Below are 25,895 nucleotides of genomic sequence, written 5' to 3'. Positions count from 1 at the left end.
GTTTGCGCATTTTTTGAAGCGTAAAAGGAGGAATCTTGCATGAGATTCGACGAGGCTTATTCAGGAAAAGTGTTTATTGGAAGTCATCCGACATGGGAAGATGCGAAAGTCATTTTATACGGGATGCCGATGGATTGGACCGTCAGTTACCGTCCAGGCTCACGTTTTGGCCCGAACCGTATTCGTGAAGTATCCATTGGATTAGAGGAATACAGCCCTTATTTAGATCGTGAACTGCACGAGGTGCCATTCTTTGATGCTGGCGACATCCCGCTTCCATTTGGTAATGCACAGAAAAGCTTAGATTTAATTGAAGAGTATGTTGACAGCATTTTAGAAAAAGGGAAGTTTCCATTAGGAATGGGCGGCGAGCATCTTGTGTCTTGGCCGGTTTTCCGTGCGATGTATAAGAAATACCCTGATTTGGCCATCATCCATATGGACGCACATACAGATCTTCGTGAGGAATATGAGGGTGAGCCGCTTTCACATTCGACACCGATTCGTAAAGTGGCAGGACTTATTGGACCTGAAAATGTATACTCTTTCGGCATCCGTTCAGGGATGAAAGAAGAATTTGAATGGGCAAAAGAAGCAGGTATGCACATTTCTAAATTTGAAGTGCTGGAGCCATTGAAACAAGTATTACCAAAGCTGAAAGGCCGCCCAGTTTATGTGACAATTGACATTGATGTACTTGACCCGGCACATGCGCCTGGTACTGGAACGGTGGATGCTGGCGGTATTACGTCAAAAGAACTGCTGGCATCTATTCATGCTATTGCTGGTTCTGATGTGCATGTCGTCGGTGCAGACCTTGTGGAAGTAGCGCCTGTATACGATCATTCCGATCAAACAGCGAACACAGCAAGCAAACTTTTACGAGAAATGCTGCTTGGTTTTGTGAAATAACATCTTGATAGAGGAGCTTGTCATCTCATATGGACAAGCTCTTTTTTTTACATCGGTGACATGATAAAGGAGGCAGGTATGTTTTCTTCTGTATTGATGGTATTACTCGCTTTATGTGTGTTAGCGGCAGGCTTTCTTACGCTGAAAAGAGAGCTTGCAGCGAGTCCGCCGACGTTCACCTCGAAAAAAGAGGCAAAGGATGAGATGGTTCATCTGTTTCAGGATCGAGGCTTTTTCTATCTCACTGGCATCGCGCTGTTGATGCAGTTTGTTTATAAGCAAGGGCACCTTCTCCCATTTGATTTGTTTCAGGCATTTTTGGCAAGTTCAGGTATCCAAGCACTGTTTTATCTCATCAATCGAAAAAGCGCAGGGCTCAAGACTGGACTCGTGATAGGGGTGAGCTTCATTTTTCTTTTTTTCTAAAGAGACATGTGAAGATCAAAAATGGGGTTTCATCCACACGAAGAAGAGAAATGATGGGATGATAGGCAATCGGGATTATGGTATACTATTTTAGTTAAACGGGTCTTAGCAAAGGAAGTGCAAAATGACACAAAACCAAATTTCAATTCATGTAAAGTCAGTGATGAAACCAGAGACGGAACCGGCTGAAACGATCGAATTCCGAACAACTGGAACGTATCAAGAGAAGAATGACAAAACGTATCTCACTTACCATGAAGAACATGAAATGGGTCAAGTAAAAACTGTTGTCAAAATAAGTGAAAAAGAAATTTTTGTCATGAGATCAGGTGCGATTCAAATGAAGCAGCGCTTTCTCACTGGAGAAACGACCGTGACACATTACACGATGCCATTTGGCACACTTCAGCTCGATGTGCACACACATGGCATTGATCTTGATGTAGACAATGGGCTTCTGCACATTACGTACGATATGCTGACAGGTGAAGATCAAAAGCATTTACATACATTATCGATTTCATATAAGGAGGATTTACGTTCATGAATATCGCAGAACAGGTCAAAGATGCGTTAAAAGAAGAAATCATTGCGGCAGTCGTCAAAGCAGGACTTGCTGATGAAAGCCAGGTGCCGGATGTTCTTTTGGAAGTGCCAAAAGACAAAACTCACGGTGATTATTCCACCAATATGGCGATGCAGCTTGCTCGCATTGCGAAAAAAGCACCTCGTCAAATCGCCGAGGACATTGTGAAAGCTTTTGACAAAGGCAAAGCTTCAATTGAAAAACTGGATATTGCAGGTCCAGGATTCATCAACTTTTATATGAACAATCAATATTTAACGAAACTGATTCCGGCAGTTCTTGAAGCAAAAGAGGCTTATGGCGAAACGAATACAGGCGGCGGTCAAAAAGTGCAAGTCGAATTCGTTTCAGCCAACCCAACAGGTGACCTTCACCTTGGACATGCCCGCGGCGCAGCTGTAGGAGATTCTCTTTGCAACATCCTTGATAAAGCAGGCTTCGACGTGAGCCGTGAATACTATATCAACGATGCAGGCAATCAGATCAATAACCTTGCTCTATCTGTAGAAGTACGTTACTTTGAGGCGCTCGGTCTTGAAAAAGAAATGCCAGAGGACGGGTACAGAGGAGAAGACATCAAAGGCATCGGGCAGAAACTTGCGGATGAATTTGGTGACCGTTTCGTGCATGAATCAGAAGAAGAGCGTATGAAATTTTTCCGTGAGTACGGTTTAAAATATGAACTAGAAAAACTACGTGTCGACCTAGAGAATTTCCGTGTCCCATTTGATGTGTGGTATTCTGAAACGTCTTTATATGAAAACGGAAAAATCGAACCAGCGCTAGAAACACTTCGCGCTAAAGGCTATGTCTTTGAAGAAGATGGCGCAACATGGTTACGTTCAACTGATTTTGGTGATGACAAGGACCGTGTCCTGATTAAAAAAGACGGCAGCTTCACGTACTTGCTTCCAGATATCGCATATCACAAGGACAAATTGGACAGAGGTTTTGACCAGCTCATTAACATTTGGGGAGCGGACCATCACGGCTACATTCCTCGAATGAAAGCGGCGATCCAAGCACTCGGATATCCAGCGGACAAACTGGAAGTCGAAATCATTCAGCTCGTTCACCTTTACAAAAACGGTGAAAAGATGAAGATGAGTAAACGTACAGGTAAAGCCGTCACAATGCGTGACTTGATTGAAGAAGTGGGCTTAGATGCTACTCGCTATTTCTTTGCGATGAGAAGTGCGGCGACACATATGGATTTTGACTTAGACTTAGCGATTTCTACGTCTAACGAAAACCCTGTGTACTATGCGCAATATGCACATGCGAGAATTTGCAGCATGCTCCGTCAAGGGGAAGAAAAAGGCTACGAGCCAAACCTTGAAAAAGCAGATTTCTCTCACATTCAATCCGATAAAGAATACGATCTTCTGAAAATCATCGGCAGCTTCCCAGAAGTTGTAGCAGAAGCAGCAGAAAAACGTATTCCGCACCGCGTCACAAACTATATCTATGATCTAGCATCAGCCCTTCACAGCTTCTACAACGCCGAAAAGGTCATTGATGTTGAAAATGAAACAAAAACAACAGCACGCCTATCACTGATGAAGGCGACACAAATTACACTAGCCAACGCATTAAAACTCATTGGCGTATCTGCACCGGAAAAAATGTAATGCACAAAGCCCCGCTCTATTTTATGAGCGGGGCTTCTTTATATAAAAAACCCGCTATTCTCGAGAGATAGCGGGTTTTGAACATTAACCAAGCGTATTAATAATGTTAGAAATAGAATCGAATAATTGACTAAGTACATCAGAGAACATGAGCGTATCCTCCTTTCAGAAAGCATGTAGTATGTGCGTGTCATAGGAATTACCCAAGTGTGTTAATGATGTTAGAAATAGAATCGAATAATTGGCTAAGTACATCAGAGAACATAGTTTGTATCCTCCCTTCGGCAAGCATGTAGTATGTGTGCGTTAATGGGGTTATCCAAGTGTATTGATAATGTTAGAGATAGAATCAAATAATTGGCTAAGTACATCAGAGAACATGTTTTTGCCTCCTCTCTTTTCTTTTTACATCTACTTAACGAAGGGGATGAAGGGTTGGATCACTTTTTCTAAAAAATTTTAAAAAAAGAATCGATGGCATAGAAAAAGCACCCACATATGAGGGTGCTTTTTAGGTTTTATTTATGGATGAACACGCCATTGGATTTGTCCGTCGTAGCAGGATAGCTCGGCACTCCCGCCAATCGGCAAGGTGAAGACCGGCTGTGTATGTCCGATATCGACATCGTAAATCACTGGAATGTGTTGAAGCATTGAGTGCTTATCTAGAATGAACCTCAAATGTTCCTCTGTCATCTTGGATTTCTTTTGAAAACGTCCGATGATTAACCCTTTAATGGAGTCGGCATGCTGCAAGAGCGAGGCAAGGTCTCTGGCGAACATTTCAGGAAAGACCAAGTCATCATCCTCCACAAATAAGATGGCATCCTTGATGTGAGGCATAAAGGGTGTCCCTTGCAATAAGTTCAGTGTACAAAGATTTCCGCCATACAAGGTGCCTTCAACTGTTCCTTCCTGATAAATCCCCCATGTTGTCGGATGAAACTGCCTATTTGCTTGATCAAGATACCAAGCATCATCACTCCACTTTGTAGAAGGGGTGACATCAAATGGCTCGCTGCTCATCACGCACGCTTGAAACATGGCTGTCTGCTCCTCTTGTCCTTGTTCCATTTGGAAACTGGAGAAATGAGGACCTGAGTACGTCACCATGTCACATTTGGCGGTAATGGCGTTAGCAAGTGCGGTAATATCACTGTAGCCGCAAAGAACCTTTGGGTGCTGACGGATCAAATCATAATCTATATAAGGCAAAAGCTCATTGCAGTTAAAGCCGCCGATTGCTGTCAAAATGCCGTCGACTTCATCATTTGAGAATGCCTCATGTAGATCAGATAGACGGTGTTCAATAGAAGAAGAGGAATGCAGATCACATTCAAACACGTGTTGTCCAAAAGAAACAGTGAACCCTATTGCCTCTAAACGTTTTTTCGCCTGAGCCATTCCTTCTTCTGATAAAATGCTGGCACTTCGGCTTGGAGCAATTACCCGAATGTGGCTTCCCTTTTTTAAAGCAGATGGTGTACACATAAGTCATTCGTCCTTTCCTTCACATATTTTCCATTATATCGGATCAAAACGCTCCAGTCTGTAAAAGCTAAAAGAAAGCAGCAAACCGTGCGTTTCAGACGAGCTGTGCAAAGGGTATGGAAAAGAAAAAGACAGAATGAGGGCGGAGAATGTGAAAAAGAGGAGACTGGAATTTCTATTTTTATATTTCATGATATTCGGGGCATATGTAGTGTTTTGGTGGCCGGTTCCAGCGTGGGGTTTTCAGCTTTACGCAGCTAGTTACATCGCCATCATTTTATTTAGTATTATCTCGCTTATGCTAGAGAACCGGACATCACAGCACACGCTGTTATGGATGTATGTACTGATCTTTTTCCCGATCATCGGCTATATGTTTTATTTGTTCTCAGGGCAGCTTTATGTCAAAGGACATTTGTTTAAATCAAAGAGAATGTATAACCGAGAAAAATTACGCAGAATATCAGAGCTTGAGAGTAAACCGGATGAGACGCGTTTAACCGATAATCAGCGTGCTTTTTTTCATTACACAGAAAAAGCAACAGGGATGCATGTAAATACAAATAGTGATATGGAGATTTTAAAGAATGGAGAGGAAACCTTTCCACGTATTTTTGAAGAATTAAAAAAGGCAAAAACGTTCATCCATATAGAATATTACATGTTCAAATCTGATTTCCTCGGTCACCGGATGATGGAGATCTTGATTGAAAAAGTGAAAGAAGGAGTAGAGGTTCGATTCATCTATGATGCGGCTGGCAGCATTCGCTTCTCACGAAAAGATATTAAACGATTGAAGCAGGCGGGGATAAAGGTCGCTCCTTTTCTGCCATTAAAATACGGATTCTTTAATCAAAAATTCAATTTCCGAAATCACCGAAAAATCGTGATTATTGATGGTGAAACAGGATTTGTTGGCGGGCTCAATGTCGGGAAGGAATATGTAGGACGCGATGAAAACATCGGCTTTTGGCGTGACACGCATACGATATTAAAGGGTGAAGCCGTTCAGACACTTCACTCCATTTTTATGCTGGACTGGGAGTATGTATCAGATGAAGTGTTAATTGATGATCCGAAGTATCACACCCCGCATCCTGTGACAGGAGAAGATGTCATTCAGGTCGTGCCGACTGGACCTGATATGAAGGAAAGTATGAGTGATTTATACGATGCGCTCATTTCGAATGCACAGCAATTTGTCTGGATTGCGACGCCTTATTTTGTCCCAAATGAATCCATTCGCACAGCGTTAAAAATTGCGGCCACAAGAGGGGTGGATGTGCGTGTGATGGTGCCTGAGATAAACGATGGCTTTCTCACGCAATACGCCACACGATCTTATTTTTCTGAGCTTTTGAAAGAAGGCATCAAGGTGTATCACTATCAAAAAGGATTCATGCATCAAAAGGTCATGATTGCAGACGGAGAGCTTGCCTCTGTCGGAACGGCCAATGTTGATATGAGAAGCTTCCAACTCAATTTTGAGGTCAATGTCTTTACAGCGGCAAAGAAACCGATCGAGCAATTGATGGCTCATTATGAGGAAGATATGAAGGAATGTGAGCAAATGGGGCCGGTTCATTTTTATAAAAGGGGCTTAAAGGAACGTTTAAAGGAATCGTTTGCTCGGTTGTTTTCAGGTGTATTGTGAGGGAATCCAGGGGAAGAAATCATTTCCTGATCTAGTATTTCTATAATGATTCCTCTATAATTGAAAATGATTATCAATTATAGAGGAAGTGAGGTTCTTTTACATATGCTAAAACGCTTTTTTGCCTATTACAGGCCCTATCGTGGTCTGTTCTTTTTAGATTTCTTTTGCGCTGTGGCCGTCGGACTCATGGAACTAGGTTTCCCGCTGATCGTGAACTACTTCATTGATACATTACTGCCGACAGGGAACTGGACGGTCATTGCCTGGACCGCACTTGCGCTGTTTGTCATTTACGCACTCAGCTCAGTGATGCAATTTATCGTGTCGTATTGGGGGCACATGCTTGGCATTAATATTGAGACAGATATGAGAAAAAAACTATTTGATCATTTTCAGCGTCTGTCCTTCAAATTTTTCGATAACAACAAAACGGGCAAACTCATGTCACGGATGACAAATGACCTTATGTACATTGGAGAGGTAGCGCATCATGGGCCGGAAGATTTGTTTATTGCCATTATGACCATTCTTGGCGCCTTTGCCGTCATGCTCATGATTAATTGGCAGCTTGCCATTTTAACCTTCTTAATTATGCCAGTCATCATCTGGTTAGCCCTTCATTTTAATAAAAAAATGACACAGGCGATTACACAGCTGAACAATGACATTGGAGATTTTCATGCAAGGGTTGAAAATAATATTGGCGGTATTCGTCTTGTTCAAGCCTTTGCGAACGAACATTTCGAGAAAAAGCGCTTTGCTGAAAATAACAACCGCTTTCGAAAAGCGAAACTTCTTTCCTATAAAATTATGTCGGTTAACGGATCAATCAGCTATATTCTCACAAGGCTTGTGACGCTGTTTGTCCTTCTGGCAGGTACATGGTTTGTTCTTCAAGGTCAATTAACGGCAGGCGGATTTATCGCCTTTGTCTTGATCACAAATGTGTTATTCAGACCAATTGATAAGATCAACACGGTGATTGAAATGTATCCAAAAGGCATTGCCGGTTTTAAAAGCTATGTCGATTTGCTTGAAACAGAGCCAGATGTGAAGGATACAGAAGGTGCACGTGATATTTACGGCTTGAAAGGTGAAATTGAGTATCGAAACGTGACATTTGGCTACGATGAGCACAGTCATGTATTGAAGGAAATCAACTTGAATATCAAACAAGGGGAAACGGTTGCGTTTGTCGGGCCATCAGGAGCGGGGAAATCGACTATTTGTAGTCTGCTGCCTCGTTTTTATGATGTGGACGAAGGAGACATCACCATTGATGGTGTGAGCACAAAATCGATGACCTTGTCCTCTTTAAGACAGCAGATTGGCATTGTGCAGCAGGATGTCTTTTTATTCTCAGGCACCATTCGTGAGAATATTGCGTACGGCAACCTAGAAGCGAGTGATGCAGACATTTGGGAGGCGGTGCGACGTGCCCATTTAGAGGAGCTCGTTCAGCGGTTCCCAGAAGGGTTGAATACGGTCATTGGTGAACGCGGCGTTAAGCTATCCGGCGGTCAAAAGCAACGCCTGTCAATTGCACGGATGTTTTTGAAAAACCCGTCTATTCTTATTTTGGATGAAGCGACGTCAGCACTTGATACAGAAACAGAAAAAGCAATCCAAGACGCACTAAGCGAACTGGCAGTCGGCCGGACGACACTCGTCATTGCTCACCGCCTTGCGACAATTAAACATGCAGACCGAATAATCGTCGTGACAGAGGAAGGCATTGAAGAACAAGGCCGCCATCAAGACTTAATCCAAATGGGCGGTGTCTATAGCAGACTGCATGAAGCGCAGTTTGGTCATTGAAGTGAAGTGATTGAATGAGTCCAGTTATTAAGCTGGGCTCTTTTTGATAGAATAAAATCTTCTTTTCCATTTAAATGGAATGTTGATATACTATAAGGCAATTGGATTCAAAAGGAGAGGATGGCTTGAGTGAAACGGCAAAAACAGTCATGATCAAAAGCATTCACTACGTGACGCTCGTTGGCTTATTTATCTTAATCATTCCCGCTGGACTCAATCCAGTCTTTTTTTATGTGGGAATGATTTTGTTTGGCATCAATACTGGAGTGAACGTCATAGATAGTTCTCTGAGCAGAAAAAAGATATTTGTGATGCTGGCCATCAGTTTTGCTGTCATATTGTTTGGGCTGTTTAAGCTCTTATATTAAATCTGAGCCCTTTTGAAAAAGGGCTTTTTTTGCTAGGATAGTAAAAACTCGTGTAGGAAGGATCTGATGGAATGAAGGGGCTTCGGCGTTTACAGAAGGGCGATAAAATAGGTATTTATTCTCCCTCAAGTCCAGCATCTGCCACCTCGCCTCTTAGGTATGAGCGGGCGAAGGAATGGCTTGAACAAAAAGGATTCATTGTGGTACCAGGATCATTAAAAGGGAAAGAGGATCACTATCGTTCGGGAACAATTCAAGAACGAGCAGCTGAGCTGAATGAGCTGATGGCGAGAGAAGATTTGTCCTGTATCATGTCGATGATTGGGGGGACGAACTCGAATAGTTTGCTTCCTTATCTCGACTTTGAGCTGCTGATGAAGCATCCGAAAATCATGATTGGTTATTCAGATGCGACGGCAATTCTTTTAGCGGCTTATGAAAAAACGGGTCTTCCTGTTTTTTACGGGCCTGCACTTGTGCCGTCTTTTGGAGAGTTTGAACCATTTGTCAATCATACATATCAATCTTTCGAGGACATTCTCATTCATCCGCAGCCCATCCCATATCAGGTGAAAAAACCGCCCTTCTGGACGGAAGAACGGATCAACTGGGAAGAGAAAATACGAGAAAAAGAAAAACGTCCAAACGAGTGGATGTGCGTCATTGAAGGGCAGGCAGAAGGCAGACTGATCGGCGGGAACCTAAATGCCATGTATGGCATATGGGGAAGTGAATTCATGCCTCAAATCCAAAAAGGCGATATCCTTCTCATTGAAGATTGTATGAAAACAGCCTCCATCGTCGAAAAGAACTTCTCTCTGTTAAAGATAAATGGTGTGTTTGAACGGGTATCTGGTATCCTCTTAGGGAAACATGAGCTGTTTGATGATGAAGGAACGGGCAAAAGGCCGCACGATCTCTTACTTGAAGTACTGGGAGATACAAAGAGGCCGCTCATCGCAGAATTTGACAGTGCCCATACGCATCCGATGCTCACGATGCCAATCGGTACACAAGTAAAAATGAATGCAACGTCACGCGAGGTTTGGCTGACAGAAGCGTGGATATAGAAAAAAGAGCAGCTCTAATACTGCTCTTCTTTACGAAGCATGTTCTTTTTCAAATGGCTGTAGAAGGTCTTGTGCCTCTTTTCCTTCTACCACGATTAAATAGTCTGATTCTAAATGAGTAAGCCTAAAGGTTTCTAGCTCTACGATGTTCTTAATGTTGCACATTGTTTTTTTAGAATATACATATAAACGATGCTGAGCGTGCTGGCACTTTTCGTATAGAGAAATAAGCTTATGTAAATTCAATGCTTTCGCAGCAATTCGGATTGAATAGATTTGTGACATCTTCATATCCTCCTGTTAAATACTTTCTCACAATAGCTTTGTTACCCCCGTTGTGATAGAGGTAAACCTTTCTCTACGATTTCCACTCAATGGTGCCTCCGCCCGTCCGCCGATTGCCTCTGATCGCTGACAGCTCCTCAACAAGACGGAGCAAAGCCTGATCCTTTTTCTTTGCCTCAATCATAAAATCCACATCACGACCATACGGCTTTAAAGCTTGAAAAAGTGGCAATACAAAGGACATCTCCACACCATCCGCATGGCTCCGTATCGCCTTGTCTGATTTTGGTGAGGATAAGTGGACTTTAGGCGGTATGCCAGTGTTTGCCCACGTGTCAAACACTCTTGGCAAAATGTCATCAAGTGCCGCATCATCATCTTTGTTTGCCATGTGATGGTGGTAATCAAATACAAACGGGATGCCATGCTTTTCACAAACATCAAGCGTTTCTAATGACGTATAGGTTTTGTCATCATTTTCAAGCGTCATTCTCGCCTTGATATGTGCAGGAAGCTGCTTTATATTTTCATCAAAACGCTGTAAAGCAGATGCCTTGTCGCCATATGCACCTCCGACATGAATGTTCATATAGCCTTCCTTTTCAAGCTTCATGGCCTCAAGCATTTCATAATGATAGGTCATATCAATGACGGCGTTTTCTGTAATAGATGGCTTTGGACTTGTGAACAAAGTAAATTGATTGGGGTGAAAGCTCACTCGTAATCCGTGCCGCTTTACGAGTTGACCAATCTCTAGAAATTCTTTGCGAAAGGGTGTCACAAAGTCCCACCGCACCTCAGGATGGGTGGCGAGCGGGACAATCGAGCTTGAAAAACGGTAAAGCGGAATATCATGGGCAATCGCAAAATAAAGCGTTCTTAATGTATTGACGAGGTTGGCTTTCGTCGTTCGCAATAGAGCCTCTGTCCTCTCTTTCTTTGAGAGTTTACTGTATCTTGCAAAGGTCAGCGACTTGGCAGGTGAAGCTTCCCATAAAGTGACGGCGTTGGATACATAACCAAATCGATAACGCATAGGTCAACTCCTTTATAAAAAATACGAGAACAGGGCGCCTATCCACTCAATTGGACGCGTGAGAAGTGGGCGCTGTTTGTATTTTTCTTCAGTCATCAGTTCTGACACTTCCATGTGTTCACGAATCTTTTCCTCTACATGTGAGGTGAAGGCGGGATCATCAATGGCCACATCCACTTCTTCGTTGAAAAACAAACTTCGTTTATCAAAGTTCGCCGTACTGATCATACAACGGCTATGATCGATGAGAATGGCTTTCGCATGATAAAACCCTTTATAAAAACGATACACAAGACATCCAGCAGCGATCAGATCTTTCAAATAATGAAATCCAGCTTCTTTCACAAGCGGGTGATCTGCCTTCATTGGGATGATAATGTCGACAGTCACGCCTCGCTTCCGTGCGTCAAGAAGGGCGCTTAGAAGAGGAGCTGATGGAATAAAATAGGGCGTGCAGATGGTGATTTGCTTTTTCGCTTGTTGAATATCGTGAAGAAATAAAGCCTCTAAAGAAAAACCTGCCGTCGCACGTGTTGTGCACTGTAATGTTCCCGGTTCCAGTGTAGGAAAAACCTCGTATTGCAGCTGGTGAATACCAGATGACCGGTACAAATCATTCAGAAATACATGCTGGAGGTCTGCGACAACCTGTCCTGTCATGCGCAGGTGATAGTCTTTCCAAATGCCAAACCTGCCGTTTTTCCCTACATATTCATCGCCGATATTAAACCCGCCAATGTAGCCGATCTTCCCATCAATCACCGTGATCTTCCGGTGATTTCTCATGTTCAAACGATAAATGAAAAAAGGAAAACGTGGTTTGTTTAAAAAGTAAAATTGAATGCCGCTTTTTTCTAGCATCTGAATGGATGTTTGATCAAATGGATAGGAGCCTAACCGATCAGTGAGCAAAAAAACCGAAACACCTTGCTCTGCTTTCGCTTTAAGTGCTTGCAGAATCCTTTGCCCAATCTTGTCGTTCTTTACAATAAAGAACATCATATGAATAGAAGAAGAGGCTTGCTGTATATCCGTAAGAAGCTGATCAAACAGTGGTTCGCCATCATGATAAAAGGCTGCATCGCCGCTTGTTTGGTCAAAAGACCGTTCAAAAGCATGGGTAGAAAAATATTTTCTCCCTATATAAAGATCTAGCCTGACGAGTAGAACAATGACGAAGACGACGAGTAGAATGATCCATGCGATCATGAAGGTTCCTCCTTTTTTACATATGACGATAGTGTACCCAAATGGGCAAAAAATATTGACTGAATACTCATTCATTATTTATGATAGAGGTACAACATGGAAACGGAACAAAGTGGGTCTTGGGGAATGAAAGGGGGAGCAAGATGAATAGCCTTTTAATTGTTAACTTGATTGCATTTGCGGCAGTGACCGCTTACGCTGTGTATTTGTTTATTTATCTCATTCGAACACGAGCGGCGTATATTCGTCTTGGCAAAAAAGAAGAATTTCAAAAAGACATGAAAAAACGCTTAGAACGTGTTTGGGTGAATGTGTTTGGGCAAAAGAAACTGCTGAAGGACAAGAAGAGCGGCATCATTCATGTGCTGTTTTTCTATGGATTTATTTTAGTGCAGTTCGGAGCCCTTGATTTTATTATGAAGGGACTTGTTCCAGACAGCGGGCTACCATTAGGTCCGCTTTACGGTGTCTTTACGTTCTTCCAAGAGGTAGTCACACTTCTCATTTTAGTGGCGGTGGTTTGGGCGTTCCATAGAAGATATGTCGAGAAGTTAGTCCGTTTAAAAAGGGGCTTTAAGTCAGGGCTTGTCCTTTTGTTTATTGGCGGATTGATGCTGACCGTATTACTGGGAAACGGAATGAACATCATTTGGCATGGGCACTCACTATCAGCAACTGAGCCAATTGCTTCCGGCATTGCTTTCTTGCTGGGCTGGCTGTCACCACTTGCAGCAACAATTGTGTTCTATGTCGCATGGTGGGTGCATCTTCTTATTTTACTGACGTTCTTAGTGTACGTCCCGCAGTCTAAGCACGCCCATCTCATCGCTGGCCCGGTCAACGTATTTGTCAGCAGATTGGACCCGCCAGGCAAACTGCAAAAAATTGATTTTGAAGATGAGACACAAGAAACGTTCGGCGTTGGGAAAATTGAAGATTTCCGTCAATCTCAGCTGATCGATCTTTACGCTTGTGTGGAGTGCGGGCGCTGTACGAATATGTGCCCGGCGACAGGGACGGGGAAAATGCTGTCTCCAATGGATTTGATTTTACGATTAAGAGATCATTTAACAAATAAAGGGGCTGCCATTACTTCAAAGACACCGTGGGTTCCGCAGCTTGCTTTCAAGCAGACGACAGGAAATCAGCTGGCATTACAGGCAAGAGGAGCCGGAGCGGAAGAATCTGCGGCGAGCGCAATGTATCATCCTTCTCTCATTGGTGAGGTCATTACAGAAGAAGAAATCTGGGCATGCACGACCTGCCGAAACTGTGAAGATCAGTGTCCTGTCATGAACGAACACGTCGACAAAATCATTGATATGCGCAGATACTTAGTGCTGACTGAAGGAAAAATGGACGCAGATGCACAGCGTGCGATGACAAGCATCGAGCGCCAAGGGAACCCATGGGGATTGAACCGAAAAGAAAGAGAAAACTGGCGTGAACTAAGAGAAGATGTTCATGTTCCGACAGTGAAAGAGCTGAAAAAAGCAGATCAGACCTTTGACTATTTATTCTGGGTTGGATCGATGGGTGCATATGACAATAGAAGCCAAAAGATTGCTCTTGCCTTTGCAAAACTGCTCAATGAAGCAGGGGTTTCTTTTGCCATCCTAGGCAATAAAGAGAAAAACTCAGGCGATACACCGAGAAGACTTGGGAATGAATTTTTGTTCCAAGAGCTTGCTGCAAAGAACATCGAAGAATTCCAAAAAAATGACGTAACCAAAATTGTCACGATCGATCCGCATGCTTACAATTTATTTAAAAATGAATACCCAGACTTCGGGCTCGAGGCAGAGGTGTACCATCATACAGAATTACTGGCAGAGCTAGTAAAAGAGGGGAAATTAACGCCTATTCATGAAGTGAACGAAGTCATTACTTTCCACGATTCTTGCTACCTAGGCAGATATAACGAGGTCTATGATCCGCCAAGAGATATTTTAAAATCCATTCCGGGTGTGACACTGAAAGAAATGGAACGGAATCGTGAATCCGGGATGTGCTGTGGTGCCGGCGGCGGCTTAATGTGGATGGAAGAAGAGACAGGTACTCGAATTAACACAGCGAGGACGGAGCAGGCCTTACAGGTACAGCCATCCATCATCAGCTCAGGATGCCCATATTGTTTAACCATGCTTGGGGATGGGACGAAAGCGAAGGAAGTAGAAGAGCAGGTCGGAACATTTGATGTCGCAGAACTTCTTGAAAAATCAGTGTTTGGCGAAACGAGAACGCAGGCTTCATAAAGGTGTCAGGCCGATGGATCTTCTGTTCATCGGTCGATAGATGCCGATGTTTTAAGTGCTGTCTAGCATTTATGTAAGCGGTAACAAATAGGAGGGGAAAGAAATGAGCACGACGGTCATTGTATCTGGAGCGAGAACACCATTTGGGAAAATAGGTGGAACTTTAAGTCGTTTGACTGCTGCAGAATTAGGCGGGATGACGATAAAAGCTGCGCTGGAAAGAGCCTCAAATGTTCATGAAGTGGATGAAGTCATCATGGGTAGTGTCCTTCAAGGAGGACAAGGTCAAATTCCTTCAAGACAGGCAGCTAGACATGCAGATCTTCCTTGGTCGGTTCCGACGCAAACCATTAACAAAGTCTGTGCTTCAGGAATGCGCAGTGTCACGACAGCCGATCAAATCATTCGAGCGGGAGATGCAAAGGTGATCGTGGCAGGCGGCATGGAATCCATGTCCCATGCTCCTTATCTTCTAAAAAAAGCACGATGGGGTTACAAAATGGGAGATGGTGCTGTACAAGATGCCATGATTTTAGATGGATTAACCTGTTCGTTTACAGGTGTTCATATGGGTGAGTATGGAAGCATGGCGGCGAAAGAGCTTGACATTACACGAGAAGAACAAGACCTTTGGGCGTTAAGAAGTCATGAACGAGCCATTGAGGCGCAAAAAAGCGGCTTTTTTAAAAATGAGATCATCCCCGTTACCGTCAAGAATAAAAAAGGAGATCAGCTGATTTCAGAAGATGAAGCCCCGCGGCGTGATACGTCATATGAACGTTTGTCAAAACTGATGCCCGTTTTCGATCAGGCAGGTACGATTACCGCTGGCAATGCACCGGGTGTCAATGATGGTGCAAGTGCGCTTCTATTAATGAAAGACACATACGCCATGCAGCAAGGTGAAAAAGCTATGGCAGTTGTGCTTGGGCATGCGCAAGTGGCAGTAGAGGCAAAGGACTTTCCGAAAACACCAGCCTATGCCATCGAAAAAGTGTTAAAGAAAACAGGGAAGCGAGTAGAGGATATCGATTTGTTTGAAATCAATGAGGCTTTTTCAGCGGTTGCATTGGCATGCGAAAAAATGCTTGGGCTGGATCGGTGGAAAATGAATGTGAACGGAGGGGCAGTCGCGATTGGTCACCCGATTGGAGCAAGCGGAACACGTATTATATTGACCTTGATCCATGCACTCAGACAAAGAGGCGGCGGGATCGGCATTGCGGCGATTTGCAGCGGCGGGGGTCAAGGTGATGCGATCATGATCAAGGTGGATTAAAAGGGAGGCGTTCATTGTCATGAGTATAGAAGAGACCGTCATGGTCGTTGGGGCTGGTCAAATGGGCTCAGGTATTGCCCAAGTATTTGCACAGTCAGGTTATACCGTCCTGCTCCATGATACGGAAGAGGAGCAGATTCATCGAGCCATTTCCTCTATGACCAAACAACTGACGAAACGAGCAGAAAAAGGAAAGATGGCACATCAGGCAGTCCGTGATATTACACAGCGACTGGCTGTTTCAACAGATTTAAAGGATGTACAGCAGACGCATTTAGTGATTGAAGCCGCATCTGAACAAATGAAGATCAAAAAACAAATCTTTGAAACCCTCGATCAATTTGCACCTGATGACACGATATTTGCGACAAATACGTCTTCCTTGTCGATCACAGAATTAGCAGCCGTGACGAAACGGCCTGAGAAAGTGATTGGCATGCATTTTATGAATCCAGTTCCCGTGATGAAACTTGTGGAAGTAATCCGTGCGCTACAAACGGATGATGCCACGTACCAATTTGTTTTTGACACCGCAAAGACATTAGACAAAACCCCAATTGAAGTGGAAGACTTCCCTGGGTTTGTGTCAAATCGCATTTTGATGCCAATGATCAATGAAGCCATTTACACCCTTTATGAAGGCGTGGCAGATGTAGAAAGTATTGACGGCATCATGACGCTTGGAATGAACCATCCAATGGGCCCGCTTCGTCTCGCCGACCTCATCGGGCTCGATACTTGTTTATTTATTATGAATACCCTTCACGAGGGTCTTGGAGATAGCAAATATCGACCTTGTCCTCTTTTGAAAAAATACGTGAACGCAGGCTGGCTGGGCAAAAAGACAAAGAGAGGTTTTTACACTTACCACGGCCACTCATAGGGGGAGTCAAGATGGATGTGTTGCTGACAGAAAAACAACGTCTTTGGAGAAAACGAGTAGCAGAATTTGCACGCCAGCATGTATTCCCTGAAATAGAAGCGATGGAACAGGGCGTGTTCCCGAAAACGCTTTTAGCTGAAATGGGTCGGCAAGGCTTTTTAGGCATTCCGATCCCAGATAAGTATCACGGATTAGGGGCAGATTTTACAACCTATATCATGGCGATTCATGAATTATCCAAAGTAAGTGCAACCATCGGTGTCATTGTATCCGTTCATACATCCGTTGTGACGATGCCGATTTTGGCGTTTGGAACAACTGAACAAAAAGAATCCTACGTTCCCAAGCTTGCGTCCGGGCAGAAGCTGGGCGCCTTTTGTCTAACTGAACCGAAGGCAGGATCAGATGCCTCTAGTATTCAGTTGAAAGCAGAGCGGGCAGACGATCACTATGTGTTAAATGGAACGAAAATTTTTATCACAAGCGGCGGTGAAGCGGAAGTGTATCTTGTATTTGCTGTGACAGACCCTGCTTCTGCTAAGAAAAATATATCAGCGTTTATTGTGGAGAAAGGGACACCAGGATTTACGATTGGAAAAGATGAGAAGAAGATGGGCCTGCATGGATCAAAAACAGTCACACTTCATTTTGACGGTGTTCGAATTCCAAAAAAACAGCTGCTCGGTGCAGAAGGAGAAGGCTTTCGGATTGCCATGTCTAGCTTAAATGCGGGGAGAATTGGCATTGCGGCTCAAAGCCTTGGCATTGCAGAAGCCGCATTAGATGAGGCGGTGACGTATTTAAAGCAGCACCCAGCTGGCCTTGAAACGACCATTCGGTTAGGCGATCTAGGCACCAAGCTAGAAGCGGCAAAACTTCTTGTCTATCAAGCCGCCTCTTATAAAGAGGCCAATCGCCCTGTCACGAAGGAAGCGTCGATGGCGAAGTTATTTGCATCTAAAACAGCGGTTGATATTAGTACAGAAGTCATCCATTTGCTTGGTCTAGCCGGTTACACGAAGCAATACCGAGCAGAGCGGTACTTTCGTGATGCGAAAATTTGTGAGATTTATGAAGGAACAAGTGAAATACAAAGGCTGGTTATTTGTAAACAGCTAATATGAAGTGAGGTGGCTCATGATGCAGTTCCAATTAAGTGACGAACACGAAATGATACAAAAAATGGTGAGAGATTTTGCGAAAAATGAAGTGGAGCCAACAGCAGCAGAGCGAGATGAAACAGAATCGTATGATCCGGCTATTTTTCGTCAAATGGCAGAGCTTGGTTTAACGGGAATCCCTTGGCCAGAAGAAAATGGAGGGATTGGTAGTGATTATTTGGCCTATGTCATAGCGGTTGAGGAGCTCTCGCGAGTGTGCGCCTCTACAGGTGTCACCCTGTCTGCTCACACATCACTCGCTTCATGGCCGATCTATACATTCGGAACAGATGAGCAAAAGGAGACGTATTTAAAGCCGCTTGCAGCGGGTCAGAAGATCGGCGCATACGCACTGACCGAGAGCGGCTCGGGCTCAGATGCCGGCGGAATGAAAACAACAGCAGTAAAAGCAGGGAATGAATACGTCTTGAACGGTGCAAAGATTTTTATTACCAATGGAGGCATTGCGGATTATTATATTGTGTTTGCTGTTACTGACCAGGATGCTTCATCCCGCAATACAACCGCTTTTATTGTAGAAAAAGAGACGCAAGGCTTTTCAATAGGCAAAAAAGAAAGCAAACTGGGCATCCGCTCATCGCCAACGACAGAAATCATCTTTGAAGACTGTCGTATACCCGAAAGGAACCGGCTTGGTCAAGAAGGCGAAGGTTTTAAGATAGCGATGATGACACTTGACGGCGGCAGAAACGGTATTGCCGCACAAGCTGTTGGTATTGCTCAAGGTGCTCTGGATGCAGCAGTCAATTACGCAAAGGAGCGCAAACAATTCGGTAAACCAATCATTCAGCAGCAAGGCATTGCTTTTAAGTTAGCGGATATGGCAACGGCAATTGAGGCCTCAAGACTGCTCACCTATCAGGCAGCATGGCTTGAAACAAAAGGGCTTCCGTATGGGAAAGAATCAGCTATGTCCAAGCTCTTTGCCGGTGATACAGCCATGAAGGTGACGACAGAAGCCGTACAAATCTTTGGTGGATACGGCTATACAAAGGATTACCCAGTCGAACGATACATGCGTGATGCGAAAATCACTCAAATCTATGAAGGTACACAAGAAATCCAGCGGCTGGTCATCTCACGGAAACTGCTAGATATGTAGAAACCAAGTAAAGACCACCTGATGTGAGGTGGTCTGTTTTTGTCTCAAATGTGAAATCCTCTCCAATGTGATCTCATATCACCTGATCGTTATGGTAAAATTGGAAAAAGAATCAAAATGGAGGTTATCATGATGAACACAACATTGATTGGCATTTTAGGAATCGTCACAATGATCATATGGATTATGGTCTCCACAGAGCTTTCAAATTCTCCAAAAAAGAAGGAAGAAAAAGAAAACAGCCGCAGAAAACTCATTGTACTCATGTCTGCGGGCACTTTATTCACCGTACCTTTGGTTTTTTCACTCATTCAGAATATCCAGCTGTAACATATCCCTTCGACTAAACCGCTGCTGTCTGTTTTAATTTCATCCATTTGAAGAAAACAAAACGGACGAGTGGTCCCATAATCAACATCTGCAAAGGGAACGCCAACATGACATTATGGCCGAAAATCGTTAAGTAATCAGATAGAATCGATTGTGTTTGAAATCCTGTGCCGATGCTTTGAACAACATATCCGCATAAAGACATGAGACACACCATCCCAAACACGATAAAGATAGAAAGAGTAAGAATAAAATAGATTTTCTTGCCTTTTGGGGCAAAACGGTTGGCTGCTTTTTTTGCTGAAGGCCCAACAATACACATCTCAATCAACAACGTGATGGCAAAACCGATCACATAGGTGAGTACACCTTCTAACCATGTCATATGTCCAAGCCGTCCATTTAAAAATAGGTTATAAAAGAACATCACTGAAAACATACAAAAACACATCAAGACACCAAATTGTATATCTTCTTTTTTTGTCATTGGCAATTTGATCAACCTCTCAAAATTAGTCTATTTATTATAGATTTCTGTTTCAATTCGTCGTAAGTGAACATTTTGTGAAGGAATAAATCCCCTTTTTTAAGAAGAGTAAATGGCTTTGTATTCATCAAAAGAGAAGACAAAAAAGCATGCAAAATGTGTACTTCACACATGAATTATGCCAATTCGGCACAAATGATTGACCGCTAGAGGCTTCTCTTGTGAAAAAATCAAAAATTAACATCAATAAAGGTGGCATAAACTCCCCTAATTTGTTTATAATGAGAGGTATGGTTTGTCGTAAGAATAAGGTATAAATACTTATTATTTCACTGATAAATGGATACATACATGTAATAGAAAGGGAGTGTCTGACCTTGAGTTTGAAAGAATACTCACAGGAACAGCTCAAACAAATGTCTTTAGTTGAACTTGCTTATGAAATTTTCAGAGACAGCAAAACGCCGATTACGTTTTCCGAGTTAATAGATGAAATGGTCCGTTTGCAAGGGATACAAAAATCTGATCTTGATGATCGACTTGCTCAATTTTATACAGACTTAAATATAGATGGCCGCTTTATTTCGTTAGGTGATCAGAGATGGGGACTTCGCAGCTGGTATCCAGTTGATCAAATCGAAGAAGAAGTTCAGCCAGCTGTGAAAACAAAAGCGAAAAAGAAAAAAACAAAAGCTGCTGTCGTTGAAGAAGACTTCGATGATATTGAAGAGGAAGAAGAAATCGACGAACTTGAAGAAGATCTTGATCTTGTTGAAGACGACGAGGACCTTGACCTAGATGATGAAGAAATCGATGAAGAGATAGAAGACTTCGACGAAGATGATGATGAAGATGATGACGGCTTAACGGAAATTGATGAAGACGATTTAGACGATGATGAGGAAGACAAATAACCCTCACAAACCGGTCCTGAAAACAGGACAAAACCGTCTTGACTTTCCAGAGCGAACTATGTAGTATGTATTTTGGGCTCTCTAAAAAAGAGTACGTAAAGATACGTTCATTTACGCTCCCTTTCATTTATTTGAAAGGGAGCTTTCTTATTTTTCAAGAGATTTAGGGATACACTCTAAAAGGATGAAGCTGTGCATGTCTAGTCATGCAAGGGTAAAAAAGAGAGGAGCATACGAAATGACAAAGTATATTTTTGTAACAGGAGGAGTTGTTTCCTCACTTGGAAAAGGGATCACGGCTGCATCGTTAGGCCGCCTTCTGAAAAATAGAGGGATGGATGTCACCATTCAAAAATTTGATCCATATATCAACGTAGACCCAGGGACAATGAGTCCATACCAGCACGGTGAGGTATTTGTTACAGACGACGGTGCTGAAACAGACCTTGACTTAGGTCACTACGAGCGTTTCATTGACATTAACTTAAATAAGTACAGCAACGTTACAACAGGTAAAATCTACTCTACTGTTTTGAAGAAAGAGCGTCGCGGCGACTACTTAGGTGGAACAGTACAGGTTATTCCCCACATTACAAATGAAATCAAAGACCGTGTGTACCGTGCCGGGAAAGAAACGGGTGCAGATGTGGTCATTACAGAAATCGGTGGAACAGTAGGAGACATCGAATCCCTTCCATTCCTTGAAGCGATTCGTCAAATGAAGAGTGACATCGGCCGTGAAAACGTGATGTACATTCATTGTACTCTTGTTCCTTACATCCGTGCTGCAGGCGAACTGAAAACAAAACCAACACAGCATAGTGTAAAAGAACTTCGTAGTCTAGGTATTCAGCCAAACGTCATTGTGGTCAGAACTGAAATGCCATTGGCACAAGACATGAAGGACAAAATTGCGCTATTCTGTGATATTGATACGAAAGCAGTCATCGAATGTCAGGATGCAGATACCCTTTATTCGATTCCGCTTGATTTACAAAAACAAGGATTAGACAAGCTTGTATGTGAGCACATGAAGCTTGACTGTCAAGATGCGGACATGACGGAGTGGACGGCGCTTGTTGATAAAGTACAAAACCTTTCAAAACAAGTTACGATTGGTCTAGTAGGGAAATATGTTGAGCTGCAAGATGCATACATTTCTGTCGTTGAATCCCTTCGTCATGCGGGCTATGCATTTGATGCGGATGTTCAAATCAAATGGATCAACGCAGAAGAAGTCACAGCAGAGAATATGGCTGATTTCGCTCAAGATGTAGACGGCATTATTGTTCCTGGAGGCTTCGGAGACCGCGGAGTAGAAGGGAAAATCATTGCAACACAATATGCGCGCGAAAACAAAGTGCCATTCTTCGGAATCTGCTTAGGTATGCAAGTCGCATCTATCGAATATGCGAGAAACGTACTAGGTTTAGAGGGAGCACATTCGGCTGAAATTGATCCAGAAACAGCATTCCCAATCATCGACCTTCTTCCAGAACAGAAGGATGTTGATGACTTAGGTGGAACACTTCGCCTCGGCCTATACCCTTGTAAATTAAACGAAGACTCAAAAGCATTTGCTGCATACAATGACGAAGTCGTGTACGAACGCCACCGTCATCGCTATGAGTTTAATAACGAATTCAGACAGCAAATGGAAGCAGCAGGTTTTGTCTTCTCTGGTACAAGCCCAGACGGACGCCTTGTTGAAATCATTGAACTGAAGGATCACCCATGGTTCCTTGCTTCTCAGTTCCACCCAGAATTCATTTCAAGACCAACAAGACCACAGCCGTTATTTAGAGATTTCGTTGGTGCTTCACTACAGGCATCTGAGTCAAAATAAAACAAAAAACTGCCGAGAATATCATCTTCTCGGCAGTTTTTTTATTCATATTCCTCAACGATTTCTTTCACAGTAAACGATAGAGCATGGTAGACATATAAGCAGGTCATCAGTGCAGGATAGCCGAACCTTGTTCCATCTTCTGCAGGCACAAGTGGTTTTTTGAGCTGAAAATCAATGTGGACATCACAATGCTCTTCAATAAATGATGTCTCCTTTTGTGCAGGACCGACCCCGACAATAGGTGTACCTTGTTCGTGCAGCTCTTTAACAAGGGATTGAATCTCTTGATCTTCTGGATCTGAATAAAATAAAAGCACCCTGTCACTTGGATGAAGTATGCTGCGCTCCTTTTGATCCAGCGGCAGAACCTTCGCACCCGGAAAAGGCTCCTTGCTCTCAGATGCCTCTAAGGCTACAGCCGCCAGTTCATTCTTGCCATGGAAATACACGGCATGTCCACTGACAACGGCCTGAGCAAGAAGGCGTGCACCGTCTTCGATCGCTTCGGCCTGCTTATCTCCAATACGTGAAAAAATACCTGATAATTGGGTAGTGAAAATTTTTAACAAGACTCATTTCCTCCTTCTGTCAGATCATTTTATAATAGAATATAAAGAGAATATTAGGAAAAATGCTCAGAAAATGTCGTAAAGTAAACTATTATAATTAAAGGAAATGTGAAAATCAAACAGAATTATTTAACAACAGCTCTTTTTATGGCGAAAAATGAAAGCAATGGGGTGTAACAGATGAATGAGAAAATTTTAATTGTCGATGATCAGTACGGTATTAGAATATTGCTGAATGAAGTGTTTCATAAAGAAGGCTATCAAACCTTTCAAGCCGCTAACGGACTACAGGCATTAGATATTGTGAAAAACCATAGACCAAACCTTGTCCTGCTTGATATGAAAATTCCCGGAATGGATGGCATTGAGATTTTAAAACGCATGAAATTAATTGATGAAGACATTCGCGTGATCATTATGACAGCTTATGGCGAACTAGATATGATTCAAGAGTCTAAAGAGCTCGGTGCATTAACGCATTTTGCTAAACCATTTGATATTGATGAAATCCGTGATGCGGTCAAAGAATACTTGCCGCTCGAAACAAATGGCTAGATGGAAATGATTGAATCAAGTCATTCTGTTGCCGATTTGTCGAATAATTGGTATTCTAGATAAGAAGAAGAAAGCGATCTGACTTTGAAAGTTTACATATGGCGAGAAATTCTGGTCATGCTAGGGTGGAGAGCTTTTTTTAGTAAGCAAATTAGCTACATAGGGAGGATTTTTCATCATGCCTTTAGTTTCAATGACAGAAATGTTGAAAGACGCAAAGGAAAAAGGTTACGCTGTTGGACAGTTTAACTTAAATAACTTAGAATTCACGCAAGCGATTTTACAAGCTGCTGAAGAAGAGAAATCTCCAGTTATCTTAGGAGTATCTGAAGGAGCAGGACGCTACATGGGCGGCTTCAAAACAGTTGTCGCAATGGTAAAAGCGTTAATCGAAGAATATAATGTAACAGTTCCTGTTGCGATTCATTTAGATCATGGTTCAAGCTTTGAATCTTGTGCAAAAGCGATTCATGCAGGATTTACTTCTGTGATGATTGATGCTTCTCACCATCCATTTGATGAGAACGTAGCGACAACTGCAAAAGTAGTTGAGCTTGCACATTTCCACGGTGTATCTGTAGAAGCTGAGCTTGGAACTGTTGGTGGACAAGAAGACGACGTCATCGCTGAGGGCGTTATTTATGCTGATCCAAAAGAGTGCCAAGAGCTTGTAGAACGTACTGGTATTGACTGCCTTGCGCCTGCACTAGGTTCAGTTCATGGTCCATACAAAGGTGAACCAAACCTTGGTTTCGCTGAAATGGAAGAAATCGGTAAAACAACTGGACTTCCACTTGTTCTTCACGGCGGAACAGGTATCCCAACTGCTGACATCAAGCGTGCGATTTCACTTGGTACAGCAAAAATCAATGTAAACACTGAAAACCAAATTGCTTCTGCGAAAGCAGTTCGCGAAACACTTGCTGCAAAAACAGAAGAGTATGATCCACGTAAATATCTTGGACCAGCTCGTGACGCAATTAAAGCGACTGTTATCGGCAAAATGCGTGAATTTGGTTCTTCTAACCAAGCATAATTTGATGAGAACCGAAAGCCGCCTGAGTCACAGGCGGTTTTCTCCATATCTTGAGAAAGCGCAATCAAATTTACATTTCAGACAATTTATTGATAGGAGAGTGGCACAGTTATGTTATTTTTCGTAGACACAGCGAATATCGCAGACATCAAAGAGGCACACGAGCTTGGCATTTTAGCAGGCGTGACAACAAACCCTAGTTTAGTAGCGAAAGAAAAGGACGTATCGTTCCACGACCGCCTTCGTGAAATCACTGACGTGGTATCAGGTTCAGTTAGTGCAGAAGTCATTTCCCTCAAAGCAGAAGAAATGATCGAAGAAGGAAAAGAGCTGGCTGCTATTGCACCAAATATCACAGTGAAAATCCCAATGACAACAGACGGTCTTAAAGCGGTCAAAGCGTTAACAGACCTTGGGATTAAAACAAACGTCACGTTGATTTTTAGTGCAAACCAGGCACTTCTTGCAGCTAGAGCTGGTGCGACGTATGTCTCTCCATTCCTCGGCCGCTTAGATGACATTGGCCAAAATGGTCTTGATCTCATTAGTGAAGTGAAAACCATTTTTGATGTTCATGGATTAGATACACAAATCATTGCTGCATCCATTCGTCACCCGCAACATGTGACAGAAGCTGCGCTTAGAGGTGCTCATATCGGCACAATGCCGCTGAAAGTCATCAAGCAGCTGACAAAACACCCATTAACGGATGCAGGCATTGAGCAATTTTTAGCAGACTGGAATAAATAAGTGATTGTGGCAGACGGATACGCATCCGTTTGCCGCAGTTTTCCTTAAATACGCTAAGAAATGTTTTGTGCAAAGAAGAGAACATCACAGCCTCGCAAAGCTTCGATTATTTTTCTTCCGACAAATTTCGTTTAACCTGTATTCTTTCTCTTGATATTGGCTAAATTTTGGACAAGACCTTTTAAAGCGCGACATCCACAAACAGTATAACTCCAA

Annotated in this window: 25 protein-coding genes; 19 read left to right on the top strand and 6 right to left on the bottom strand. The window is 43.0% G+C overall.

Features of this window, described 5'->3' with window-relative positions; all coding sequences use genetic code 11:
• Positions 1-39: 39 nt before the first annotated feature.
• From speB to argS, 4 genes are all read left to right on the top strand, one after another.
• Positions 40-912, top strand: a complete 873-nt coding sequence (gene speB, locus FXF70_RS03080; protein WP_017360073.1) for an agmatinase — start codon at positions 40-42, stop codon at positions 910-912.
• Between the two features lie 78 nt (positions 913-990).
• Positions 991-1,338 carry a hypothetical protein gene (locus FXF70_RS03075; RefSeq protein ID WP_007497708.1) on the top strand — a complete coding sequence of 116 codons (348 nt, stop codon included), beginning with the start codon at positions 991-993 and terminating at the stop codon, positions 1,336-1,338.
• Positions 1,339-1,462: 124 nt separating this feature from the next.
• Positions 1,463-1,885, top strand: a complete 423-nt coding sequence (locus tag FXF70_RS03070) for a YwiB family protein (protein ID WP_008343509.1) — start codon at positions 1,463-1,465, stop codon at positions 1,883-1,885.
• The gene (gene argS / locus FXF70_RS03065) at positions 1,882-3,555 is read left to right on the top strand and encodes an arginine--tRNA ligase (RefSeq protein ID WP_076821273.1); all 1,674 of its coding nucleotides are present in this window, start codon (positions 1,882-1,884) and stop codon (positions 3,553-3,555) included. Before FXF70_RS03070 ends, argS begins: the two co-directional genes overlap by 4 nt.
• A 522-nt stretch (positions 3,556-4,077) precedes the next feature.
• Here argS and FXF70_RS03060 read toward each other — a convergent pair.
• Positions 4,078-5,046, bottom strand: a complete 969-nt coding sequence (locus FXF70_RS03060; RefSeq protein ID WP_148779812.1) for a S66 family peptidase — start codon at positions 5,044-5,046, stop codon at positions 4,078-4,080.
• A gap of 151 nt (positions 5,047-5,197) precedes the next feature.
• On the opposite strand from FXF70_RS03060, the gene cls (FXF70_RS03055) reads away from it, so the two are divergent.
• The 4 genes from cls (FXF70_RS03055) to FXF70_RS03040 all read left to right on the top strand — a co-directional run bounded on the left by cls (FXF70_RS03055) (position 5,198) and on the right by FXF70_RS03040 (position 9,959).
• Complete coding sequence (gene cls / locus FXF70_RS03055) at positions 5,198-6,700, top strand: cardiolipin synthase (protein WP_026050168.1); 1,503 nt, start codon at positions 5,198-5,200, stop codon at positions 6,698-6,700.
• Positions 6,701-6,805: 105 nt separating this feature from the next.
• The gene (locus FXF70_RS03050) at positions 6,806-8,521 is read left to right on the top strand and encodes an ABC transporter ATP-binding protein (protein ID WP_148779811.1); all 1,716 of its coding nucleotides are present in this window, start codon (positions 6,806-6,808) and stop codon (positions 8,519-8,521) included.
• 125 nt (positions 8,522-8,646) lie between these two features.
• On the top strand, positions 8,647-8,889 hold the full coding sequence (locus tag FXF70_RS03045; RefSeq protein WP_017360066.1) for a hypothetical protein: 243 nt from the start codon (positions 8,647-8,649) through the stop codon (positions 8,887-8,889).
• 71 nt (positions 8,890-8,960) lie between these two features.
• A complete protein-coding gene (locus FXF70_RS03040) occupies positions 8,961-9,959 on the top strand; it encodes a S66 family peptidase (protein ID WP_148779810.1) in 999 nt (332 codons plus the stop codon).
• A 30-nt stretch (positions 9,960-9,989) separates the two neighbouring features.
• Here FXF70_RS03040 and FXF70_RS03035 read toward each other — a convergent pair whose 3' ends face one another.
• The 3 genes from FXF70_RS03035 to cls (FXF70_RS03025) all read right to left on the bottom strand — a co-directional run bounded on the left by FXF70_RS03035 (position 9,990) and on the right by cls (FXF70_RS03025) (position 12,489).
• Positions 9,990-10,244, bottom strand: coding sequence for a hypothetical protein (locus FXF70_RS03035; protein WP_017360064.1), 255 nt, complete (start codon positions 10,242-10,244; stop codon positions 9,990-9,992).
• Between the two features lie 73 nt (positions 10,245-10,317).
• Positions 10,318-11,280 (bottom strand): UV DNA damage repair endonuclease UvsE, encoded by a 963-nt coding sequence (uvsE, locus tag FXF70_RS03030; RefSeq protein WP_148779809.1) that lies wholly within the window; start codon positions 11,278-11,280, stop codon positions 10,318-10,320.
• A gap of 12 nt (positions 11,281-11,292) precedes the next feature.
• Positions 11,293-12,489 carry a cardiolipin synthase gene (gene cls, locus FXF70_RS03025; protein ID WP_148779808.1) on the bottom strand — a complete coding sequence of 399 codons (1,197 nt, stop codon included), beginning with the start codon at positions 12,487-12,489 and terminating at the stop codon, positions 11,293-11,295.
• 143 nt (positions 12,490-12,632) lie between these two features.
• On the opposite strand from cls (FXF70_RS03025), the gene FXF70_RS03020 reads away from it, so the two are divergent.
• From FXF70_RS03020 to FXF70_RS02995, 6 genes are all read left to right on the top strand, one after another.
• Positions 12,633-14,744, top strand: a complete 2,112-nt coding sequence (locus tag FXF70_RS03020) for a (Fe-S)-binding protein (RefSeq protein WP_017360061.1) — start codon at positions 12,633-12,635, stop codon at positions 14,742-14,744.
• Between the two features lie 103 nt (positions 14,745-14,847).
• On the top strand, positions 14,848-16,023 hold the full coding sequence (locus FXF70_RS03015) for an acetyl-CoA C-acetyltransferase (RefSeq protein ID WP_148779807.1): 1,176 nt from the start codon (positions 14,848-14,850) through the stop codon (positions 16,021-16,023).
• 19 nt (positions 16,024-16,042) lie between these two features.
• Entirely contained in the window at positions 16,043-16,906 is an 864-nt protein-coding gene (locus FXF70_RS03010) for a 3-hydroxybutyryl-CoA dehydrogenase (RefSeq protein WP_148779806.1), read from the top strand.
• Between the two features lie 11 nt (positions 16,907-16,917).
• On the top strand, positions 16,918-18,030 hold the full coding sequence (locus FXF70_RS03005; protein ID WP_081114223.1) for an acyl-CoA dehydrogenase family protein: 1,113 nt from the start codon (positions 16,918-16,920) through the stop codon (positions 18,028-18,030).
• A gap of 16 nt (positions 18,031-18,046) precedes the next feature.
• The gene (locus FXF70_RS03000) at positions 18,047-19,189 is read left to right on the top strand and encodes an acyl-CoA dehydrogenase (RefSeq protein ID WP_017368220.1); all 1,143 of its coding nucleotides are present in this window, start codon (positions 18,047-18,049) and stop codon (positions 19,187-19,189) included.
• A 132-nt stretch (positions 19,190-19,321) separates the two neighbouring features.
• Positions 19,322-19,519 carry a hypothetical protein gene (locus FXF70_RS02995; RefSeq protein WP_017368219.1) on the top strand — a complete coding sequence of 66 codons (198 nt, stop codon included), beginning with the start codon at positions 19,322-19,324 and terminating at the stop codon, positions 19,517-19,519.
• A gap of 13 nt (positions 19,520-19,532) precedes the next feature.
• Here the strand turns inward: FXF70_RS02995 and FXF70_RS02990 are convergent, their stop codons facing one another.
• Positions 19,533-20,006 carry a DUF2798 domain-containing protein gene (locus FXF70_RS02990; RefSeq protein WP_224559426.1) on the bottom strand — a complete coding sequence of 158 codons (474 nt, stop codon included), beginning with the start codon at positions 20,004-20,006 and terminating at the stop codon, positions 19,533-19,535.
• A 377-nt stretch (positions 20,007-20,383) separates the two neighbouring features.
• Between FXF70_RS02990 and rpoE the strand changes: the two genes are divergently transcribed.
• Positions 20,384-20,920 carry a DNA-directed RNA polymerase subunit delta gene (gene rpoE / locus FXF70_RS02985; protein ID WP_035389808.1) on the top strand — a complete coding sequence of 179 codons (537 nt, stop codon included), beginning with the start codon at positions 20,384-20,386 and terminating at the stop codon, positions 20,918-20,920.
• 238 nt (positions 20,921-21,158) lie between these two features.
• Positions 21,159-22,766, top strand: coding sequence for a glutamine hydrolyzing CTP synthase (gene pyrG / locus FXF70_RS02980; RefSeq protein WP_017360053.1), 1,608 nt, complete (start codon positions 21,159-21,161; stop codon positions 22,764-22,766).
• Between the two features lie 41 nt (positions 22,767-22,807).
• On the opposite strand, the gene FXF70_RS02975 is transcribed toward pyrG, so the two are convergent.
• Entirely contained in the window at positions 22,808-23,338 is a 531-nt protein-coding gene (locus tag FXF70_RS02975) for a DUF2529 domain-containing protein (protein WP_035389805.1), read from the bottom strand.
• A 180-nt stretch (positions 23,339-23,518) separates the two neighbouring features.
• Here FXF70_RS02975 and FXF70_RS02970 point away from each other — a divergent pair, with 180 nt between their 5' ends.
• The 3 genes from FXF70_RS02970 to fsa all read left to right on the top strand — a co-directional run bounded on the left by FXF70_RS02970 (position 23,519) and on the right by fsa (position 25,679).
• Positions 23,519-23,893: a response regulator gene (locus FXF70_RS02970; RefSeq protein ID WP_003214681.1), complete on the top strand. Its 375-nt coding sequence runs from the start codon at positions 23,519-23,521 to the stop codon at positions 23,891-23,893.
• Between the two features lie 178 nt (positions 23,894-24,071).
• The gene (locus FXF70_RS02965; RefSeq protein ID WP_007497678.1) at positions 24,072-24,929 is read left to right on the top strand and encodes a class II fructose-bisphosphate aldolase; all 858 of its coding nucleotides are present in this window, start codon (positions 24,072-24,074) and stop codon (positions 24,927-24,929) included.
• Positions 24,930-25,040: 111 nt separating this feature from the next.
• Positions 25,041-25,679 (top strand): fructose-6-phosphate aldolase, encoded by a 639-nt coding sequence (gene fsa / locus FXF70_RS02960; RefSeq protein WP_003215343.1) that lies wholly within the window; start codon positions 25,041-25,043, stop codon positions 25,677-25,679.
• Positions 25,680-25,895 lie beyond the last annotated feature (216 nt).

Origin of the sequence: Bacillus sp. Y3 (assembly GCF_008123875.1) — a bacterium.
Taxonomy (GTDB): domain Bacteria; phylum Bacillota; class Bacilli; order Bacillales; family Bacillaceae; genus Bacillus; species Bacillus altitudinis.
The sequence above is the reverse complement of the archived record's forward strand: the minus strand, read 5'-3'. Positions and strand labels throughout refer to the sequence as shown.

Coding starts and splice junctions, on each gene's coding strand:
- speB (WP_017360073.1), top strand. CDS start 40: ATGAGATTCGACGAGGCTTATTCAGGAAAAGTGTTTATTGGAAGTCAT.
- FXF70_RS03075 (WP_007497708.1), top strand. CDS start 991: ATGTTTTCTTCTGTATTGATGGTATTACTCGCTTTATGTGTGTTAGCG.
- FXF70_RS03070 (WP_008343509.1), top strand. CDS start 1,463: ATGACACAAAACCAAATTTCAATTCATGTAAAGTCAGTGATGAAACCA.
- argS (WP_076821273.1), top strand. CDS start 1,882: ATGAATATCGCAGAACAGGTCAAAGATGCGTTAAAAGAAGAAATCATT.
- FXF70_RS03060 (WP_148779812.1), bottom strand. CDS start 5,046: ATGTGTACACCATCTGCTTTAAAAAAGGGAAGCCACATTCGGGTAATT.
- FXF70_RS03050 (WP_148779811.1), top strand. CDS start 6,806: ATGCTAAAACGCTTTTTTGCCTATTACAGGCCCTATCGTGGTCTGTTC.
- FXF70_RS03040 (WP_148779810.1), top strand. CDS start 8,961: ATGAAGGGGCTTCGGCGTTTACAGAAGGGCGATAAAATAGGTATTTAT.
- FXF70_RS03035 (WP_017360064.1), bottom strand. CDS start 10,244: ATGTCACAAATCTATTCAATCCGAATTGCTGCGAAAGCATTGAATTTA.
- uvsE (WP_148779809.1), bottom strand. CDS start 11,280: ATGCGTTATCGATTTGGTTATGTATCCAACGCCGTCACTTTATGGGAA.
- cls (WP_148779808.1), bottom strand. CDS start 12,489: ATGATCGCATGGATCATTCTACTCGTCGTCTTCGTCATTGTTCTACTC.
- FXF70_RS03020 (WP_017360061.1), top strand. CDS start 12,633: ATGAATAGCCTTTTAATTGTTAACTTGATTGCATTTGCGGCAGTGACC.
- FXF70_RS03015 (WP_148779807.1), top strand. CDS start 14,848: ATGAGCACGACGGTCATTGTATCTGGAGCGAGAACACCATTTGGGAAA.
- FXF70_RS03010 (WP_148779806.1), top strand. CDS start 16,043: ATGAGTATAGAAGAGACCGTCATGGTCGTTGGGGCTGGTCAAATGGGC.
- FXF70_RS03005 (WP_081114223.1), top strand. CDS start 16,918: ATGGATGTGTTGCTGACAGAAAAACAACGTCTTTGGAGAAAACGAGTA.
- FXF70_RS03000 (WP_017368220.1), top strand. CDS start 18,047: ATGCAGTTCCAATTAAGTGACGAACACGAAATGATACAAAAAATGGTG.
- FXF70_RS02995 (WP_017368219.1), top strand. CDS start 19,322: ATGAACACAACATTGATTGGCATTTTAGGAATCGTCACAATGATCATA.
- FXF70_RS02990 (WP_224559426.1), bottom strand. CDS start 20,006: ATGACAAAAAAAGAAGATATACAATTTGGTGTCTTGATGTGTTTTTGT.
- pyrG (WP_017360053.1), top strand. CDS start 21,159: ATGACAAAGTATATTTTTGTAACAGGAGGAGTTGTTTCCTCACTTGGA.
- FXF70_RS02970 (WP_003214681.1), top strand. CDS start 23,519: ATGAATGAGAAAATTTTAATTGTCGATGATCAGTACGGTATTAGAATA.
- FXF70_RS02965 (WP_007497678.1), top strand. CDS start 24,072: ATGCCTTTAGTTTCAATGACAGAAATGTTGAAAGACGCAAAGGAAAAA.
- fsa (WP_003215343.1), top strand. CDS start 25,041: ATGTTATTTTTCGTAGACACAGCGAATATCGCAGACATCAAAGAGGCA.